Consider the following 16,948-nt stretch of genomic DNA (forward strand, 5'->3'; position numbering starts at 1 on the left):
TCCTGCCAACAATGGCGGCAATGCCGACGACCTTCGCCGCCAACTTCATCCACTCATGCGGAAAGAGGACCATCGCTCTACCCGATACCGAGCACCGGACGACCACCCCTAGTGACCTTGAGGCCAGTACCCCCACAATCCTGGCCTGTCGGATGATCCCCACTGACCACGCCAAGAAGCCCGCAGCGATCACTCACCTGACCAAGGTCGTCAGTGGCCCTCGCGTGTTCGCAGCGGTCACCACCGCGACCGTAGATCACCACGGGGATCCATCGGCAAGACAGGGAGCCGTCGTCAATTCCTGACGACCCATGCGAGCATTCCTGGCCGGGCGCTCATGGAGCCAACTACGGGAATCGAACCCGTGACCTACGCTTTACGAGAGCGTCGCTCTACCGACTGAGCTAAGTTGGCACGCCTGCCATGGCAGGCTCGCAAGACTATACCGGCATGATGACCTCGTCGCGAAACCGGTACGCTTCTTTCTGGAACACCACGCGACTCCCACCTGTCCACGACTCGCGATAGCGTCATCACCGTGACCAACGACAACGCACACACCACCCACCAGATGGGGTCAGAGGTCGACGAGGTTGCCGACCACCACTGGGACTCCCTCGTCGCGTCCAGCCCGATCGTGGCCACCGCCCTCGGCCTGGACCTCAACCAGGACGAGTACGACGACCTGTCCCCCGCCGGCATGGAGGCCCGGTACCAGCTCGTCATGGACACCTTGGACCGTCTCGACAAGACCATGCCCGCCGACGACACCGACGAGATCACCGTCGCTGCCATGCGCTCCAACCTGGGTCTGGAGGCAGAGAGCCACGACAGGGGATACGACCTCCTCACCCTCAACGGCATTGCCTCGGGCGTCCACGAGATCCGCGAGGTCTACGACGCCATGCCCACCGAGACCCCCGATCAGGTGTCGACGGTCGCACGTCGTCTGCACGCCACCGCCCCGGCCCTCGACGGCTGGCTGAAGACCCAGCGCGCCTCGATCGATGCCGGCATCGCGCCTGCCATCCGTCAGGTGAGCCTCCTCGTCGAGCAGATCACCTCCTGGACCTCCGACGGTGGATTCTTCGACGACTACCTCAAGCGGACTGCCTCCGACGACCTGCCGGGCTCCGTGAGGTCGGCGCTTGCCGAGGGCATCAACGCGGCCAAGGCCAACTTCCGTCGCACCGCCGAGACCCTCGCCACCGACATCGCCCCGCTGGCTACCGATACCGACGCCGTCGGTATCGATCGATACCGTCTGGCCTCCCGCCAGTTCGTCGGCACCACTGTCGATCTCGCCGAAACCTATGACTGGGGCAAACGGGAACTCGCCCGCATCGGGCAATTGCAGCGCGAGACCGCCGAGCGTATCCGTCCGGGGGCCAGCGTCAGGGAAGCCATGGCAGCCCTCGACGCTGATCCGGCCTACCAGATCTCCGGCACCGAGGCCCTCAAGGCATGGATGCAGCAGCGCGCCGACGAGGCCATCTCTTTCCTGGACGGCACCCACTTCGACGTTCCCGAGCAGGCTCGTCACATCGAAGGCATGATCGCCCCGACCCAGGACGGAGGCGTCTACTACACGCCTCCGTCCGACGACTTCTCCCGTCCTGGCCGGATGTGGTGGTCGGTGCCGGAAGGAGTCGACATCTTCACGACGTGGCGAGAACTGACGACCGTTTACCACGAGGGCGCACCCGGCCATCACCTGCAAACATCCTCGGCCATCGCCGCCCGTGACGAGCTCAACTCGTGGCGACGCAACTACTGGACGTCGGGTTACGGTGAGGGCTGGGCCCTCTATGCCGAGTGGTTGATGGCTGATCTGGGCTACATGGACGATCCCGGTCACTTCATGGGCCTGCTCGACGGGCAGTCCATGCGTGCCGCCCGCGTCGTCCTCGACATTGGCCTCCATTGCCAGTTCGAGGCACCCGAGGAAGTCGGCGGCGGTGAATGGAACTGGGACAAGGCGTGGACCTTCTTCAACAACCATGTCTCCATGGACGAGGGATCAGCTCGTTACGAGGTCAACCGCTACTTCGGCTGGCCCGGACAGGCCCCGTCCTACAAGCTCGGTGAGCGCACCTGGCTGGAACTGCGCGAGGCCGCGAAAGCCAAGGACCCGAACTTCGACCTGAAGAGGTACCACACCAAGGTGCTGCGGATGGGAGCCCTGCCGCTTGACGTGTTGCGTCGAGCGGTGCTCTCCTGACGACTCATTCCTGAGATCCCGCGGGCTGGCCGCGAATTGGTTGGCGCGATCAGGTCAGGTGGCCTGGACAGCGATTCTGACCGCGCTGGTCAAACCGTGCTCGATCAGGGATTCTGCACGCACAAGGCACCGACGTACCCGGTGTCGTGGCTGAGCTCGTGTCGCACTGACACCCGCGTCAATCCTTGCGGGCAGTTCGTACCGGGCTTGACAACGTCCTTGACGTAGCGGGCACCGTCCTCCTCGCATCCCACCTTCGGGACACGTCCGTCATCGACCCGCGCCCCGACCATGACGCAATGCCCGTCAACGGCTTCCAGATCGTTCCATGCGTGGGACCGCCACGCCCACTCCAGCGCAAGGAGCGCGGTTGCGAGCAAGGCCAACCCCGTGATGCGCAACACGATGCCAATGGCATGGCGCTGACCCAACGTCATGAGCGATCCCTCCTCACGACGACAAGGGTAACGACGTCTCCCAAACCTCCAGCGCGGCGCGCACGTCTGTGCTCACGGCCGAGGACGGATACCGTCGCACCAGAACGCCTGCCACCAGGCCCTTACGTCAGCACACCGTCTTGTCCTTGGGGACCTTCCCGTCATTGACGTAACCCTTGACGGCCTCCTTGACGCATTGGTTGCCAAGCTCCCACGCCGAGTGCCCGGCGCCGCGCCAGGTCAGCAACACACCGGACTTGAGCTGGCCAGCCATCCACTCGGCCTGCTCATAAGGGGTGGCGGGATCGCCAGTGGCACCCAGAACCAGGATCGGCGCCGCGCCCTGGGCCGTCAGGTACAGCTGATACGTCGGGTGAGCCGTCCAGACCTCACAGGTCGGTGTCACTCCCAGGGCCTTGCCGACGGTCGGCGCCCTGGCTGCCTCCTTGGGCCATTCCTTCTGGGCGTGGTTAAGACCGAAATCGGCCTGATCCAGGCAGGAGATCGCGGGGAAGGCCGAGGCGATCGTCTCCCACTGGCCGTTCTTGCCACGCCCGTTCAGGAGGTCTGCTGCCGTCAGCAGGTAGCTGCCGTTCCCGTTCTTCATGGCACCCAGCAAGGAGCCCGCCAGGTAGGGATACGCCTCCTTGCCTGAATACAGGAACAACGCGATGCCAGCCGCTGCCAGACTCTGCGTCAAGGCCCGGTTCTCGACCTTCAACGGATGGGAGTCGAGACGGTTGAGGAAGCTCAGGGTGGTCTTGCGAACCTCGGCCTCGCTCGTCCCCACTGCGCAGCGCTCCCCCTGCTTGGCGCACCACGTGGCGAAGTCGCCGAAGGCCCGGTCGAATCCGACGATCTGGCTGATCGTGTCGTGGTTGGTGATGTTGACCGTGGAGTCCAGCACCATCTGCCCAACTCGTCCCGGGTACAGCTCGGCATAAGTCGCACCGAGGAAGGTTCCGTACGAAATGCCGAGGTAGTCGAGCTTCTTGTCGCCCATGAGATAGCGCAGATAGTCTAGGTCACGAACAGTGTCAATCGTCGAGATGTGGTCCAGCAGCTCTCCGGAGTGCGCCCGGCAACTGCGCGCGAAATCCCTCGTACCACGGACGAGTGCCTTCCACTCAGCCTCGTCGTCGGGGGACGCGTCAAGGCCGAAAAAAGCGTCCATCGTCTTCGCAGGACCGCAATCGGCATGGGTCGACTGTCCAGTCCCGCGCGGATCCCACCCGATGACGTCGTGGTTCGGGAATGCCGTGGAGTTGAAGTTGTCCACCATCTCCTGGCCGGAACCGCCGGGCCCACCGGGATTGACGAAGAGGGTCGCCTTGGACGACGACTCCGCTGGCTTGCGCTTGAGGGCCAAGGTGATCGCCGGACCATTCGGATCGTCCCAGTCCAGCGGCACGAGAACCTTGGAACACTGGTGGTTCCCGCAGGCATGCCACGAAATCTTGCGCGACAGGTATCGGTTCATCCCCTTACCGGCTGGCGGCTTGCTGAACTGCTTGTCGTCCTGCGATGCGGGGTGCATGGTCTGGCGGTCCGGGCTCTCTGGGCCCTCCATGTGGGCGTGGGCCTTGGGGTCGAACGAGGCGACCGGAGGGTTCGGATCAGCCGTCTTTTGGGCTGGCTTGACTGACGCCGTCACGGACGGCGATGGCATGGGTTTCGGGGTGGCGGACAGCTGGCCCGTCGACGCGGGTTGGGTGATCGTCGGCCCCGAGGTGGGTTCCTCACCGGTACAGGCTGTCACCGACAGCAAGGAGCAGGCGACCAAGGCCGCGGCAATCGTGCGCCGTCGCGGATCGCGTCGAGTCATGGGGCCTCCTCGGTCAGGTGTCCTCGCGCTCCTCGTGAAGCCGGCGTCGTCCGACCGTCGAGCAGGCCGACACCAGTGGACAACCCGGACCGTCCGGGCCGCTGGCTTCTCCCAAGGCAGCCTCGAAATCAGCGTAATAGGGAGACTCGTAACGCAGGCAGCACATGAGTTTGCCGCATGCGCCGGTCACAGCCAAGGGGTTGGACGCCATTCCTTGCTCGGTGACGAGACGATTGGGCACCGACAACGGCTCGGGCAGGAAGGTCGCGCAACACAGCGGACGGCCACACACTCCCACCCCGCCGACAGCTCGGGCGGTGTCCCGACCGCGCAGCTGACGTAGGTCGATGCGTGCATGTAGCCGTCGTGCCAGCGGACCGACGATGGTGGCGAACTCGACCCGACGGGGAGCACGGAAGTACACCGCAATGAGGCGATCATCGTCGGACTCCACCACGTCGATCGCCAGGACCTCCATCTCGACGTCGAAGTCCTCGACGGTGCGGCGGGCAGTCTGCAAGATCTCATCCCGGCGGTGTCGATCCCGAGCCGCCGCGGAAACGGCCTCGTCGTCGGCGATCCCTGGGCACACCGGCAACGCTGCGTCGGGAACAACCTCTTCCGGCCCCCACACACACCGGCACACCAGTGGGCCTTCAGTGGTGGGGTAGAGCAACCATGAACCCACCTCGACGTCGAGAGTTCCGACGTCGAGGTGGAAAAGTTGTCCGTATTCGCGGAAGGCGACCGCTACGACTCGGCTCAGTAGCCGACCTCCTCGGTCTTCGCAGCGGCACGGCTGTGCCGGTAGGCGGCGTCAATCGACCAACCGCCGGCCCCCAGGAAGAGCAGCAGAACACCACATCCGGCCAGCAGGAGCTCCAGTTCGCCCTTGAAGCCCATGGTCTTGAAGATGGCGAAACTGCCCCAGAAGATGAAGACCAGCGCCAACACCATGATGATGACGACACCGGTTCCCGCAATGCGGGTGAACAGGCCGAGGACGATGCACACGGCAGCGACACACTCGCAGATGCCGAGCACCCACACACCAGCCTGGGCGTATCCGCTGGACAGCGGAAGGGTCTGCACGGCGCGCAGGGTCAGATCACGCTGGGTGAGGTGCTGGAATCCGTGGATGCCCAGGATGCCGCCGACGACGATGCGGAACAGGAACATCCCCAGGGAGGCCATGGCCTTGTCCGTGGTGCGCTTGGGGGCCGGCTCAACGACTGGCTCCGGCTCCGGCTCGGCATGGGCAGCACGACGCTGACGCTCAGCCTCGATCGCCTGGCGGTCAGCACGCTCACGGGCACGCTGTTCAGCCAGCTCGCGGCGGCGACGCTCCTCCTCGAACTCACGATCATCAACAACGCGGGTCTCCTCGGTGTCGGAACGGAAGACGTCGTCGTCAATGACGCTGGTGCGCTCCGAGTCCACCGAATCGCTGGAGTTGATGACCTCAGCGCGGTTGGCATCGGAATCCGCGCGGGAGGCTCCCGTCCGGATGACCCGGGTGGTCTCGGCGTCGGTGGAGTCCGCTGCAGTCCTCTTGATCGCCTTGCTCACGCTCAATCCTCACGACTTGGGGACCGCACCGAGGATACGGCACGGCACACTCACACTGTGTCACGAAACTGGCTTCAGCAGCGGTGCAACACACCGTTGTCATTCACTTTGTCAGGCCTTGACAGGCGGGATTCACCACGGAGCGCGGTCTGCTCGCGTCATGGCGATGAGGAGGGTTTCCATGACGAGCAACGGGGTGACGCCGTGCTCGAGGGAACTCCTCGCGCTCAAAATGGCGTCGATGGTGGCGACGGTGTGTTCGGGACTCCGGGACTGCGCCACCCGGTGAAGGGAGGCTGACCAACCGGCATTGACCAGTCGAGCCCCTCGCAGGGCGTTCTCCTCCTCCGCACGCACGGCCCCGGTCTGGATGGCCAACACGTCGCGGTGATAGGCCGTCAGCTCCGTCAGGACACGGTCCAAGGCGTCGCGTTGAAGGCGCTTCACTCGCGCGGCCTGCTGCTTCTCCAGATCCCGGATGGCGGCCTGGGCATTGCGTGGACGAGCCCCGGATGACCCGAACCCCAAGGCCTTCTCCAACTCAGCTCGCTCGGCAGCGTCGACCTCGGCGGTTGCGGCTGCTGCCTCCTCGCTGGCCTGATTGACGAGGTCCTCAGCTGCATGCAGGCAATCTCCGAGGCCTCGCAACCTGGTGGGGAGCTCACCGATGGTGTTGCGGCGGGCTCGCGCCTCCTCGTCACGGGCAAGACGTCGTGCCCGACCGATGTGGCCCTGGCCGGCCCGAGCAGCCTCGGCGGCCATCTCAGGGGGGATCCCGTCGCGCCGAGTGAGCAGGTCTGCCACGGCTTCGTCGCGCGGAGTCGCCAGGTGGAGACGTCGGCACCGGGACCTGATGGTCACGATGACGTCCTCAGGGGTGGGCGCACACAACAACCACACGGTCTTGGGGGCGGGTTCCTCGATGGCCTTGAGCAAGGCGTCGGCGCCGCGTTCAGTGATGCGGTCAGCGTCCTCGACGACAACCACCTGGTGACGACCATGCACCGGGTTCGTCGCCGCCCGACGCACCAGCTCACGCACTTCGTCGACGCCGATGGACAGCGCCTCGGTGCGAACCAAGGTGACGTCAGGATGCGCACCTGACGAGGTAGTTCGACAGGCGTTGCACCGCCCACAGCCGTGATCGGCACACTGCAACGCCGCCGCGAAGGCCTTCGCCGCGTTGGACCGACCCGATCCCGGCGGACCGGTGATGAGCCATGCGTGGCTCATGGCGTGGGAGAAGCGACCCGGTTGCGACTCAGCGGCACGGCGCAGCACCTCGACAGCCTTCTCCTGGCCCACGAGATCGGCCCACACGCCGGTCAACACATCGCTCACGGGGCTATCGTTGCAGATCGTGCCGACACCTTCATGGTGACGGCATCCAGTTACTCACCGGTCGAGGAGTTTGCTCACCTGCTCAATGATGGCCGCGCTGATCTCGTCGCGGCTCTTGCGGGCGGGAAGAACGAGATAGCGCTCCGGGTGAGCGTCGGCGAGATCGAGGAAGTGCTGACGCACCCGCTGGTGGAACTGCTCACCGGCAGCCTCCATGCGGTCCTTGGCGGCGATCTTCCCGGCGCCCTCGGAGGGATCGACGTCGAGAAGCACCGTCAGATCGGGGACGAGGCCGCCGGTTGCCCAGCTCGCGAGCTGGGCAACCTCGTCAGGGCCGAGGATGCGCCCGGCCCCCTGATAGGCAATCGTCGAGTCGACGTAGCGATCACAGACGACGACCTTGCCCTCGCGCAGAGCCGGCATGACCACCTGCTCGACGTGTTGGGCCTTGTCAGCGTTGTAAAGCAGGGCCTCGGCACGTGGGCAGATCTCCGCTGCGTCGGAAAACAGCACCAGTTCCCTAATCCTCTGCCCGAGCCCGGAACCACCGGGCTCACGGGTCATGAGACGCGGCACACCTTCACAGGTCAGCCACTGGTCGAGGCGTCGGGATTGAGTCGTCTTGCCGGCACCGTCCCCACCCTCGAGGACGATGAAGAGGCCGCCCAGGTCGCGTCCGGTTCGAGTCTGATGATCAGTCATGGAGAGCCTTCAAAATCTTGCGACGATGCTGTGGCCAGTCGTCGCGGAACGACTGCCGGGCCGCAGACAGGGCTGCCCGGGACCGCTCGACCTGACGTCCAGCCTCGAAGGCATCCTCAGCAGACATCTCGGAGACGTCAACATCTTCGTTCATACTGCCCTTGAGACGAGCCAATTCTTTGACAACCGGACGCAGCCGCCTGGCCACCTTCTCGGCTCGACCAGTGTCAAGAATGTCGGCAACTGCAGCAGCATGGCGAGCAGACCTCTCTGCCGCCACCCATCCCTGAAAATCCTCGACGCCGTCGCTGGCTGCCACCGCCTGGGCAACCGATTCCTTGAGCATCCGCTTCATCGTAGAACGAGCCGGCTGGTCAGGATCAACCGTGACTCGTGGCGACCGCGCCGCCGTCGTCATCTCCTCGAGCAACTGGCAGTACTCACGAGGCAGGCTGTGGATGCTGATGTGACCGGGATCCAGCTCCATCATCTGCAGGCACAGGTCCTGGGCGCGCTTGACCCATGACGGATCGAGCAGGCCCGACATCGCATCGAGTGTCTCCGACAGCGCGTGAATGGCCTTCTGAAGAGGCCTGATAGACCCGTGGGCGCCGTCGTGAATGCTGGGAGCCGAGGTCGTCACCGGGTCATACCCCATGCCAACCAGGTCAGTGCTGTCCGGGGACTCGGGGAGGACGCGCGGCTCAGTGCGTTTCGTCTCGGTCGATCCGAGGTCCATTCCGTGGCACCGTACGGCCAGATCAGCCTCGACGACGTCGCGCAGCCGCCCGGCCACCTGGGCCGACACCCAGGCCTGCGCACCGGCGCCGTCATGCAGATGGGGACGGGGGTAATCGGTCAGGGCTCCGGCACCGGGGCCCAGGCGTCGCAACACCGACGGATGACGTGTGACGGGCACCCCGCCCAGGGCCAGGATGCGGCTGGTGAGCCATTCCCGCTGTCCCTCGGTGAGCCCGCGCCATGGATTGATGGTCAGCTCACGTACCCGCGAGGTCGTCACCCCGGACTGAACGACGGCAATCCGGTCGTCGCGGATGAGGGCCAACTTGGTGGAATCGGGGGCCTCGAGCATGGTCTCGTTGCGCTCCCACGACAAGGCCGCACCCGGGCACAGGGTTGCCCCCCGCAGAAAAGGACGAGCCAAGCAGGCGAAGTCCTGGGGCAGCTCACCAGCCGCGTCGAGGGCCACCGAGCGGGCCACCGGAAGCCATGGCGACCACTCGGGAGCGTCCATGTACCACTCCCCCAGTCCGTCCACGACGCGGTGGGCAATCACGATTCCCGACCTCAGCAGCCGGTGGTCCGGGGAGTCGAGCAGGGTGATCTCGCACTCGATGGTGCGACGCGCCCCGACAGCGGCGACGGTGGTGTGCAGGTCAGCCGGAACCGGCCGGGCAGCCGCCCACGCCAACTCGAAGTACAACGGTTCGGTGCTTCCCGAACGCCACGCGGCGGTCATCTCAGCTTCCCGACGACGACGTCGCGGCGGTCTTCCTCGTCGTGGTCAACTTGGAGGATGTGGACTTCGAGGCGGACTTGGTCGTCGCCTTCTTCGCAGTGGTCTTGCGAGTGGTCGTCTTCCGCGTCGTCCGCTTCTTGGCCGGCCCCTTCGCCCTCTTCTCGGCCAGCAACTCCTGAGCACGCTCGGGGGTGATCTCCTCGACGGAGTCGTCCTTGCGCAGGGTTGCGTTGGTCTCGCCATCGGTGACGTAGGGGCCGAAACGACCATCCTTGACGACAATCGGGCGTCCCGAGGTCGGATCCTCACCGAGGTCGCGCAGCGGCGGCTTGGCGGCGGCCCGACCACGCCGCTTCGGCTGGGAGTAGATCGCTTCGGCCTGCTCCAGGGTGATGGAGAAGATCTCCTCCTCGCTGCCCAGGGAGCGTGAGTCGGTGCCCTTCTTGAGGTACGGGCCATAGCGTCCGTTCTGAGCGGTGATCTCTGTGCCGTCAGCAGCGGTGCCCACCACGCGCGGCAGGGAGAGCAGCTTGAGAGCCTCGTCAAGGGTGACGGTCTCGAGACTCATCGACGTGAACAGGCTGGCGGTGCGCGGCTTCACCTTGCGCTTGGTGCGACGCTTCTTGCCGTCCTTGGCGGTCGTCTCGACGACCTCGGTGGCCTCGTCCTCATCAAGTACTTCCGTGACGTAGGGACCGAAACGGCCATTGCGGGCCACGATCGGACGGTGGCTGTGCGGGTCCAGCCCGAGCTCGCGATCCTGACCGTTCGGGCTTGCCAGCAGCTCCTTGGCAGCTTTGATGGTGAGCTCGTCGGGGGGAAGGGTGTCGTCAACGTTGGCCCGGTTGCCCTCGGAGTCCTCAACGTAAGTGCCATAACGACCAACCCGGACGACGACGTCGGAGTCCCCGAGCGGGAAGGTGCATATGGACCGGGCGTCAATGTCCCCGAGCTCGGTGACGAGCTGGTGCAGACCCTCGTGACCCTCGGTGGGCGTCGGGACGTCACCGTCGTCGGACTTGGTCTGGCCGAAGTAGAAGGCCGAAAGCACCGTCACGCGGTCAGCGTTACCGCGAGCAATCTGGTCGAGAGTCTCCTCCATGTCAGCGGTGAACTGGTAGTCGACGAGGTTGGAGAAGTGCTCCTCGAGCAACCTGGTGACGGCGAAGGCCAGCCAGGTCGGGACGAGGGCTGATCCCTTCTTGAAGACGTAGTCGCGGCTGGTGATGGTGCGAATGATCGAGGCGTAGGTCGACGGACGACCGATCTCCAGTTCCTCGAGCTTCGCCACCAGGCTGGGCTCGGTGTAGCGGGCCGGAGGGCGGGTGTCGTGACCGTTGGCCGTCACCTCGCGCGGATCCAGCTCCTGGCCCTGCGCGAGCTGGGGCAGCCGCTTCTGAGCGTCGTCGGAGGCTCCTTCGTCGACCGACTCGACGTAGGCGCGCAGGAAGCCGTGAAAGGTGATGGTGCGACCGGATGCCGTCAAGGTGGCAGTGGTGACGTCACCGTCGGCAACGCTGATCGGACAGGACGGGGTGGCCTCAATCGTCACCGAGAGGGTCTCGCCCTTGGCGTCAGCCATCTGGGAGGCCAAGGTACGCATCCAGATCAGCTCGTAAAGCTTGAACCTGTCGCCGGTGAGGCCGGTCTCAGCCGGGGTGCGGAAGTGCTCACCGGCGGGACGGATGGCCTCGTGGGCTTCCTGGGCGTTCTTGACCTTGGAGGCATAGATGCGCGGCTTGTCCGGGACGTGGTCGGAACCGTAGAGCTCGGCGGCCTGGCCGCGAGCCGCGTGGATGGCCTCCTGGGACAGGGCCACCGAGTCGGTACGCATGTAGGTGATGTAGCCACCCTCGTAGAGCTCCTGGGCTACCGACATGGTGCGCTGGGAGGTGAAGCCGAGCTTACGGCCGGCCTCCTGTTGCAGGGTCGTGGTGCGGAAGGGGGCGTACGGACGACGGGTGTACGGCTTGGACTCGACCTTGGTGACGGAGAACGGGGTCTTCTCGAGAGTCTTCGCGATGGTGGTCGCGGTGGCCTCGTCGAGGCGACGCACCTTGGAGGTGAGGTTGCCGTGGGAATCGAAGTCGCGCCCGGCGGCGATCCTGGTGCCGTCCAGTGCCGCGAGGCGAGCCTGGAACTCATCGGACTTGGTGGCCAGGGTGGCCTCCATGTCCCAGTAGTTGGCGCTGATGAAGGCCATCCGCTCGCGCTCGCGGTCGACGACCAGACGGGTCGCCACCGACTGCACACGACCAGCGGACAGACGTGGAAGCACCTTCTTCCACAGCACAGGAGAGACCTCGTAGCCGTAGAGACGGTCGAGAATGCGCCTGGTCTCCTGGGCGTCGACGAGGTCGGTGTCAAGTTCACGGGTGTTGGCGACGGCGTCGTTGATGGCCTTCTCGGTGATCTCGTTAAAGACCATCCGGCGCACCGGGACCTTGGGCTTGAGCTCGTCGAGCAGATGCCAGGCGATGGCCTCTCCCTCGCGGTCACCATCGGTGGCGAGCAGGAGTTCGTCGGACTCCTTGAGCAGGCTCTTCAGCTCGCGGATCGTCGATCGCTTCTCCGGGGAGACGACGTAGATGGGGGTGAACTCATCATCAACGTTGACTCCTGTGCGCGCCCAGGGCTGGCCCTTGTACTTGGCGGGCACCTCGGAGGCGCTGGTGGGCAGGTCACGCACGTGACCCTGGCTGGCTCGCACGGTGTACTTGGGTCCCAGGTACCCGGCGATCATCGTGGCCTTGTGGGGTGACTCGACGATGACGAGGCTCTTGGTCGGTGACATTCCTGCCTTCTCCGTTGACGTGACGTGGGCTGCCGGGCTGACCCGAGGGGGCGGTACGCGGCCCAATGAGCGGCACCGTCGCCGGTGACCGCGCGTCAACCGTAACAACAGCCGTCGGATCCGGCACCTCGGGTCCGCCCGGAACGAGAACACCCTGCTCGTGACGAGCCTGTTCTGTCGGCCTGTCTCAGACTGGCCGACAGAAGGTCGGGGCAGGGTGCATTCACGTCCTGCGAGAAGGTCTCAGCCCTGCTTGGTGAGCTTGATGCGCCACTCTTCGGGCCCCTCGGTGAGGTACTCGACGTCGAGCGATCCATTGATCTGCTCGAGCTGGCTCAGCAGGGGCAGCGGGTTGTGCGGGGCGATGAGGACCATCGAGGCACCCGGCTGCAGTTGGGCGAAGGCACCGATGACGGCACCGTGGCGGATGGCGTGCGGAATGGTGCGCACGTCGAGCTCGGGCAGTCCGGCGTTGCTCTCACCGCAGCTGCAGTGATGGGTCTCGGTGAGCGGGATTTCCTGGTGATCGGTCATCGGTTCTCCTTTTTGACGATTCTCTCAAGAAAATAGCGCATCGCGGAACACCCTTGCCACAGGAGACTCGCAGTGGTCGACGTCCACCCGTTCGTGCGGACTCAGGCAGCCTCGACGATGCCGTGACGCAGGCACGTGCGGACCAGCGGAAGCACCTCGGCGAGGAGGTCGCCATGGTCGACCTCGAGGATCGCCGAGACGGCTCCGGTGATCTGGCCGAGGGTGAGCTCCCCGTCGCAGGCTCCCAGTACTCCACCGGAGGCCGTCGTCATCTCGACGGCCCGGCACAGTCCCCGACGCTGTCGCAGCACGATGTGCTCGGGGTCGGTGGCCCCGGGACGTCCGGTGGTCTCGTTGTCGACGTCGGAGGCGATCCGCCAGCGTCGCGCCAACAGGTCCTCGTCACTCAGACGAGCCCAGGTGACGGTCTGGGTGCGCTGGGCCAGCGTTCCTCCAATGGGCTGCGCGACCTGCCATGGCCATTCCTCGAAGGACAAATCCGGCGTGTCACGGCAGGTCTTCGTCAGGGTGATCCATCCCAGGGAGACACCGGTGACGCCGAGGGTATCGAAGTAGGACAGCCATTCGTCGTAGCGGGTACGCCACTGGGAGGATCCGTCAAGGCCCGCATCGGTCAGCCAGGTCTCGATGTACTCACAGACATCGAGATGTTCCCGCTCGACGACCCACAGATCACAGCCGGTCCCCTCAACCCAGGTGGCCAGCCGCTCGGACCAGGGCTGGTCGCCGATGTGGGCCCAATTCGCCAGTACCTGGAGCATGCCGCCGTCGCGGAGGCGGGCGGGAGCGCCGCGAACTACGGCCTCCACCAAGCCGTCACCACAGAATCCGCCCTCGCGGTAGACCAGACGCTGGCCGTCTGGGCTGGGAGGGGCCATGACGTATGGCGGATTGGTGACGATGAGGTCGAAGGTGTCATCTCCGGCGGGATCGTAGAGGGATCCTTCCCGGATATCCACGTCGACATGGGAGAGACGGCAGGTGAGTTCAGCCATCTCGAGGGCCCGTGGATTGATGTCGGTGGCGACGACGCGGTCGGCGTGGCGAGACAGGTGCAGGGACTGCACGCCACAGCCACAGCCCATGTCCAAGGCGCTTCCGACGTGGGTGGGGATGGCCATCTGGGCCAGGGACACCGATGCCGGCGAGACACCCAGAACGTAGTCGGAGAGGGTCCTGGTGATGACCTTGTCCAGGCCAGGAATGAGGTCGGAGACGGTCCAGCCGGAGGCGCCGTCGTCGGGAGAACCATAGGGACGCAGGTCAACCAGGGCGCGGGCCGTCTCCCCATCGACGTTCACGATGCCTGCCTCAACAAGGGTGCGCACCGGCAGAGGGGAGAGCTGCTCGACGGGAACCGCCTGCTGGAGTAGCCACAGCCGGATGACTCCTGCCAGCGGGTCAGTGCGGCCCGCCAGGGCCCGGGATGCCGGGGTGGTGCTGTTCCTCGTCAGTCCACGCTGTCCGGACTCTCCGATGGCTGCCATGACGGGGTCCGTGAGGTAGCCGATGTCAATGAGGGTGTTCCGCAGCTGTTCGATCTCGTCATCGATGAGGTGTCTGCCCATGATGGCAATCTTGGCGCGTGACCGTTCCACCTGTCCCGTCGACGCACGACGGCCGGACTGTGTCGCGATTACTGGCCAGCCCCCAGGTCGTGCATGTCGATCACCGTGACGCTACGGCTGAGCGCACTTGTGAATGGCCATCATGGCTGCCCGAGGATTGTCGTCAGGCTGTTGAAAAGGCCGGCATCTCGCGCCCGTGGGAGCACCAGGCGAGGGTCGCAGAATTGGCGAGGACTGGCCATCACACCGCTGTCTGCACGGCGACGGCATCGGGCAAGACCTTGGCGTATCTGTTGCCGATCATGGCGGCGACGGCATCGACGACCCCGGTTCTGCCGAAGGCGCCCACCCCGAATCTGCCAGCCTCCCTGCGCGATCACCTGAAACGCAACAGCGCCTTGTACCTGGCGCCGACGAAGGCCCTCGCCCACGATCAGGCCCGGGTGTGTCGCGAGGTCGGGCCACCGAACTGGCTGGTGTCCACCCTCGACGGTGACTCCGACGCCGCCGAGCGTCGTTTCGTCCGAGAGCAGGCACGGTACGTTCTGACGAATCCTGACATGCTCCACTACACGGTCCTGCCGTCCCATTCTCGGTGGGCTGGGTTGCTGGGGAGCCTGAGATACGTCGTCATTGACGAGGCCCACCGGTATCGCGGGGTGTTTGGGGCGCATGTGGCCCAGATCATTCGGCGGCTTCGCAGAATATGTCGGATGCACGGGGCCGATCCGGTGTTTCTGCTGTCCAGCGCAACGTCGACCAATGCGCATGAGGCTGGGTCTCGATTGCTGGGTGTGGACACGGTCGAGGTCATCGACGAGGACAGCTCCCCGCACCCCGGCCGTGACGTCGTGCTGTGGCAACCTGCTGAAACGGTGCCTAGCGATGCCACCGGTGTCGTGGCTGATCTCGCCGACGCTGGGTTACAGACGATCTGTTTTGTTGCCTCGCGATCTTTGGCGGAGATCATTTCGACCCGGGCCCAGGATCAGGTGATCAACGGTGCACGGATCGCGTCCTATCGAGCCGGATACTTACCCGAGGATCGCCGAGCCATTGAGGCGGGCTTGCAGAGCGGTACCATTCGGGCCGTCGTCGCAACGAATGCCCTGGAATTGGGGGTGGATATTTCCGGTATGGATGCTGTCGTCATCGCCGGATATCCAGGACGACTGTCAGCTCTGTGGCAGCAGGCCGGACGCGCCGGACGGTCCGGGCGTGACGCGCTGGTAGTGCTCATGGCTCGGGAGAATCCACTCGACCATTACCTTTTCGATCATCCGGAATCATTATTTTCTTCCTCAGTGGAATCCACTGTCCTCCATCCGGACAACCCCTATATTCTTGGTCCACATTTGGCGGCAGCTGCACAGGAGGCTTACCTATCCCCCGACGACGAGGAGTTTTACGGTCCAGCTTTTTCGCCTATGTGCAAGATGTTGGCTGACCAACACGTATTACGACGCCGTGGGAACCGGTTTTTCTGGACCAGACCGGAGCGGGCCGTCGATGCCATCGACTTACGATCGTCAGCAGGCAAGGGGATCGACATCGTCGATTCAGCTACCGGAAGGGTCATTGGCGTGGTCGACGAGGCCGCCGCGGACCGGACGGTGCACCCCGGCGCGGTATATCTGCACCAGGGTGACCAATGGCTGGTCGACGAATACGCTCCCGATGAGCACCACGCCCTGGTTCATCAGGACCTGCCGGGATATTGGACCCAGCCCCAGTCGGCGTCAACGGTGCGCATCCTCCACGAGGAACACCGTCGGGGTTTCGGGACTGGGTATGTGGCGTTCGGGCAGGTGGAGTTGACCGAGCAGGTCATCGGCTATCTGCGACGTGACGACATCACCAATGACGTATGGGATTCTGTCGCGCTCGAGATGCCCACCCACACCATGATCACTCAGGCCTGCTGGTGGGTGATCCCCGACGAGGTCGTCGATGAACTAGGACTGGATCCTGTTCGTCTGGCGGGAGCGGCCCATGGGGCAGAGCACACCGCGATCGGGTTACTGCCGATGTTTTCACCATGTGATCGTTGGGACATTGGCGGCGTGTCGACTGTGATGTTGCCCGACACGGGGGCATGCACCATCGTCATTCACGACGGTCAGGCCGGTGGAGCGGGATTCGCTGCGGCCGGTTTCGAAAAAGCTGAGATGTGGTGGCACGCCACCGCGCAGCGGCTGGCGCACTGTACGTGCGAGACTGGATGCCCGGCATGTGTCGTCTCCCCGAAGTGCGGTAACGCCAACCAACGGCTCGACAAAGCCGGGGCCGCCGCACTGACGGCGGCCCTGGACCCGTTGGCCTGGTCAGTCATCTCGCACCATCCGAATCGTGACTCAGGCCTCGGGTTGACCACCTGCCGAATGCCTCACGACGACCGTCATGAGCCATGACATCGGTGCATGTGCCGACGCAAGGTTGACGAGCTGGCGAGGACT

12 protein-coding genes, 1 tRNA gene and 1 pseudogene are annotated in these 16,948 nt (G+C 64.9%); 3 read left to right on the forward strand and 11 right to left on the reverse strand.

The window, feature by feature from the left end; genetic code table 11:
• Positions 1-20 precede the first annotated feature (20 nt).
• A complete protein-coding gene (locus ACUCCZ_RS09660; protein ID WP_435917316.1) occupies positions 21-305 on the forward strand; it encodes a hypothetical protein in 285 nt (94 codons plus the stop codon).
• Between the two features lie 33 nt (positions 306-338).
• Here the strand turns inward: ACUCCZ_RS09660 and ACUCCZ_RS09665 are convergent.
• Positions 339-414 (reverse strand) — tRNA-Thr (locus tag ACUCCZ_RS09665).
• A gap of 157 nt (positions 415-571) precedes the next feature.
• Between ACUCCZ_RS09665 and ACUCCZ_RS09670 the strand changes: the two genes are divergently transcribed.
• Entirely contained in the window at positions 572-2,221 is a 1,650-nt protein-coding gene (locus ACUCCZ_RS09670; RefSeq protein ID WP_435917400.1) for a DUF885 domain-containing protein, read from the forward strand.
• A gap of 104 nt (positions 2,222-2,325) precedes the next feature.
• Here ACUCCZ_RS09670 and ACUCCZ_RS09675 read toward each other — a convergent pair whose 3' ends face one another.
• From ACUCCZ_RS09675 to ACUCCZ_RS09720, 10 genes are all read right to left on the reverse strand, one after another.
• The gene (locus tag ACUCCZ_RS09675; protein WP_435917317.1) at positions 2,326-2,658 is read right to left on the reverse strand and encodes a hypothetical protein; all 333 of its coding nucleotides are present in this window, start codon (positions 2,656-2,658) and stop codon (positions 2,326-2,328) included.
• Positions 2,659-2,785: 127 nt separating this feature from the next.
• Entirely contained in the window at positions 2,786-4,228 is a 1,443-nt protein-coding gene (locus ACUCCZ_RS09680) for an alpha/beta hydrolase (protein ID WP_435917401.1), read from the reverse strand.
• A gap of 268 nt (positions 4,229-4,496) precedes the next feature.
• A complete protein-coding gene (gene ricT, locus ACUCCZ_RS09685) occupies positions 4,497-5,171 on the reverse strand; it encodes a regulatory iron-sulfur-containing complex subunit RicT (protein ID WP_435917318.1) in 675 nt (224 codons plus the stop codon).
• Between the two features lie 74 nt (positions 5,172-5,245).
• Positions 5,246-6,052, reverse strand: a complete 807-nt coding sequence (locus ACUCCZ_RS09690) for a DoxX family protein (protein WP_435917319.1) — start codon at positions 6,050-6,052, stop codon at positions 5,246-5,248.
• 132 nt (positions 6,053-6,184) lie between these two features.
• Entirely contained in the window at positions 6,185-7,393 is a 1,209-nt protein-coding gene (locus ACUCCZ_RS09695) for a DNA polymerase III subunit delta' (protein WP_435917320.1), read from the reverse strand.
• A gap of 54 nt (positions 7,394-7,447) precedes the next feature.
• Positions 7,448-8,095, reverse strand: coding sequence for a dTMP kinase (tmk, locus tag ACUCCZ_RS09700; protein WP_435917321.1), 648 nt, complete (start codon positions 8,093-8,095; stop codon positions 7,448-7,450).
• Positions 8,088-9,575, reverse strand: a complete 1,488-nt coding sequence (locus ACUCCZ_RS09705) for a hypothetical protein (RefSeq protein WP_435917322.1) — start codon at positions 9,573-9,575, stop codon at positions 8,088-8,090. The genes tmk and ACUCCZ_RS09705 overlap by 8 nt, the downstream gene beginning before the upstream one ends.
• A gap of 1 nt (position 9,576) precedes the next feature.
• The gene (topA, locus tag ACUCCZ_RS09710; protein WP_435917323.1) at positions 9,577-12,369 is read right to left on the reverse strand and encodes a type I DNA topoisomerase; all 2,793 of its coding nucleotides are present in this window, start codon (positions 12,367-12,369) and stop codon (positions 9,577-9,579) included.
• 243 nt (positions 12,370-12,612) lie between these two features.
• On the reverse strand, positions 12,613-12,903 hold the full coding sequence (locus tag ACUCCZ_RS09715; protein ID WP_435917324.1) for a DUF2249 domain-containing protein: 291 nt from the start codon (positions 12,901-12,903) through the stop codon (positions 12,613-12,615).
• 101 nt (positions 12,904-13,004) lie between these two features.
• Positions 13,005-14,522: a DUF7059 domain-containing protein gene (locus ACUCCZ_RS09720; protein WP_435917325.1), complete on the reverse strand. Its 1,518-nt coding sequence runs from the start codon at positions 14,520-14,522 to the stop codon at positions 13,005-13,007.
• Between ACUCCZ_RS09720 and ACUCCZ_RS09725 the strand changes: the two are divergent.
• Positions 14,510-16,813: pseudogene (locus tag ACUCCZ_RS09725) on the forward strand (DEAD/DEAH box helicase); the annotation flags it as partial. The gene ACUCCZ_RS09720 and the pseudogene ACUCCZ_RS09725 overlap by 13 nt on opposite strands.
• Positions 16,814-16,948 lie beyond the last annotated feature (135 nt).

Source organism: Cutibacterium nasicola (genome assembly GCF_052654715.2).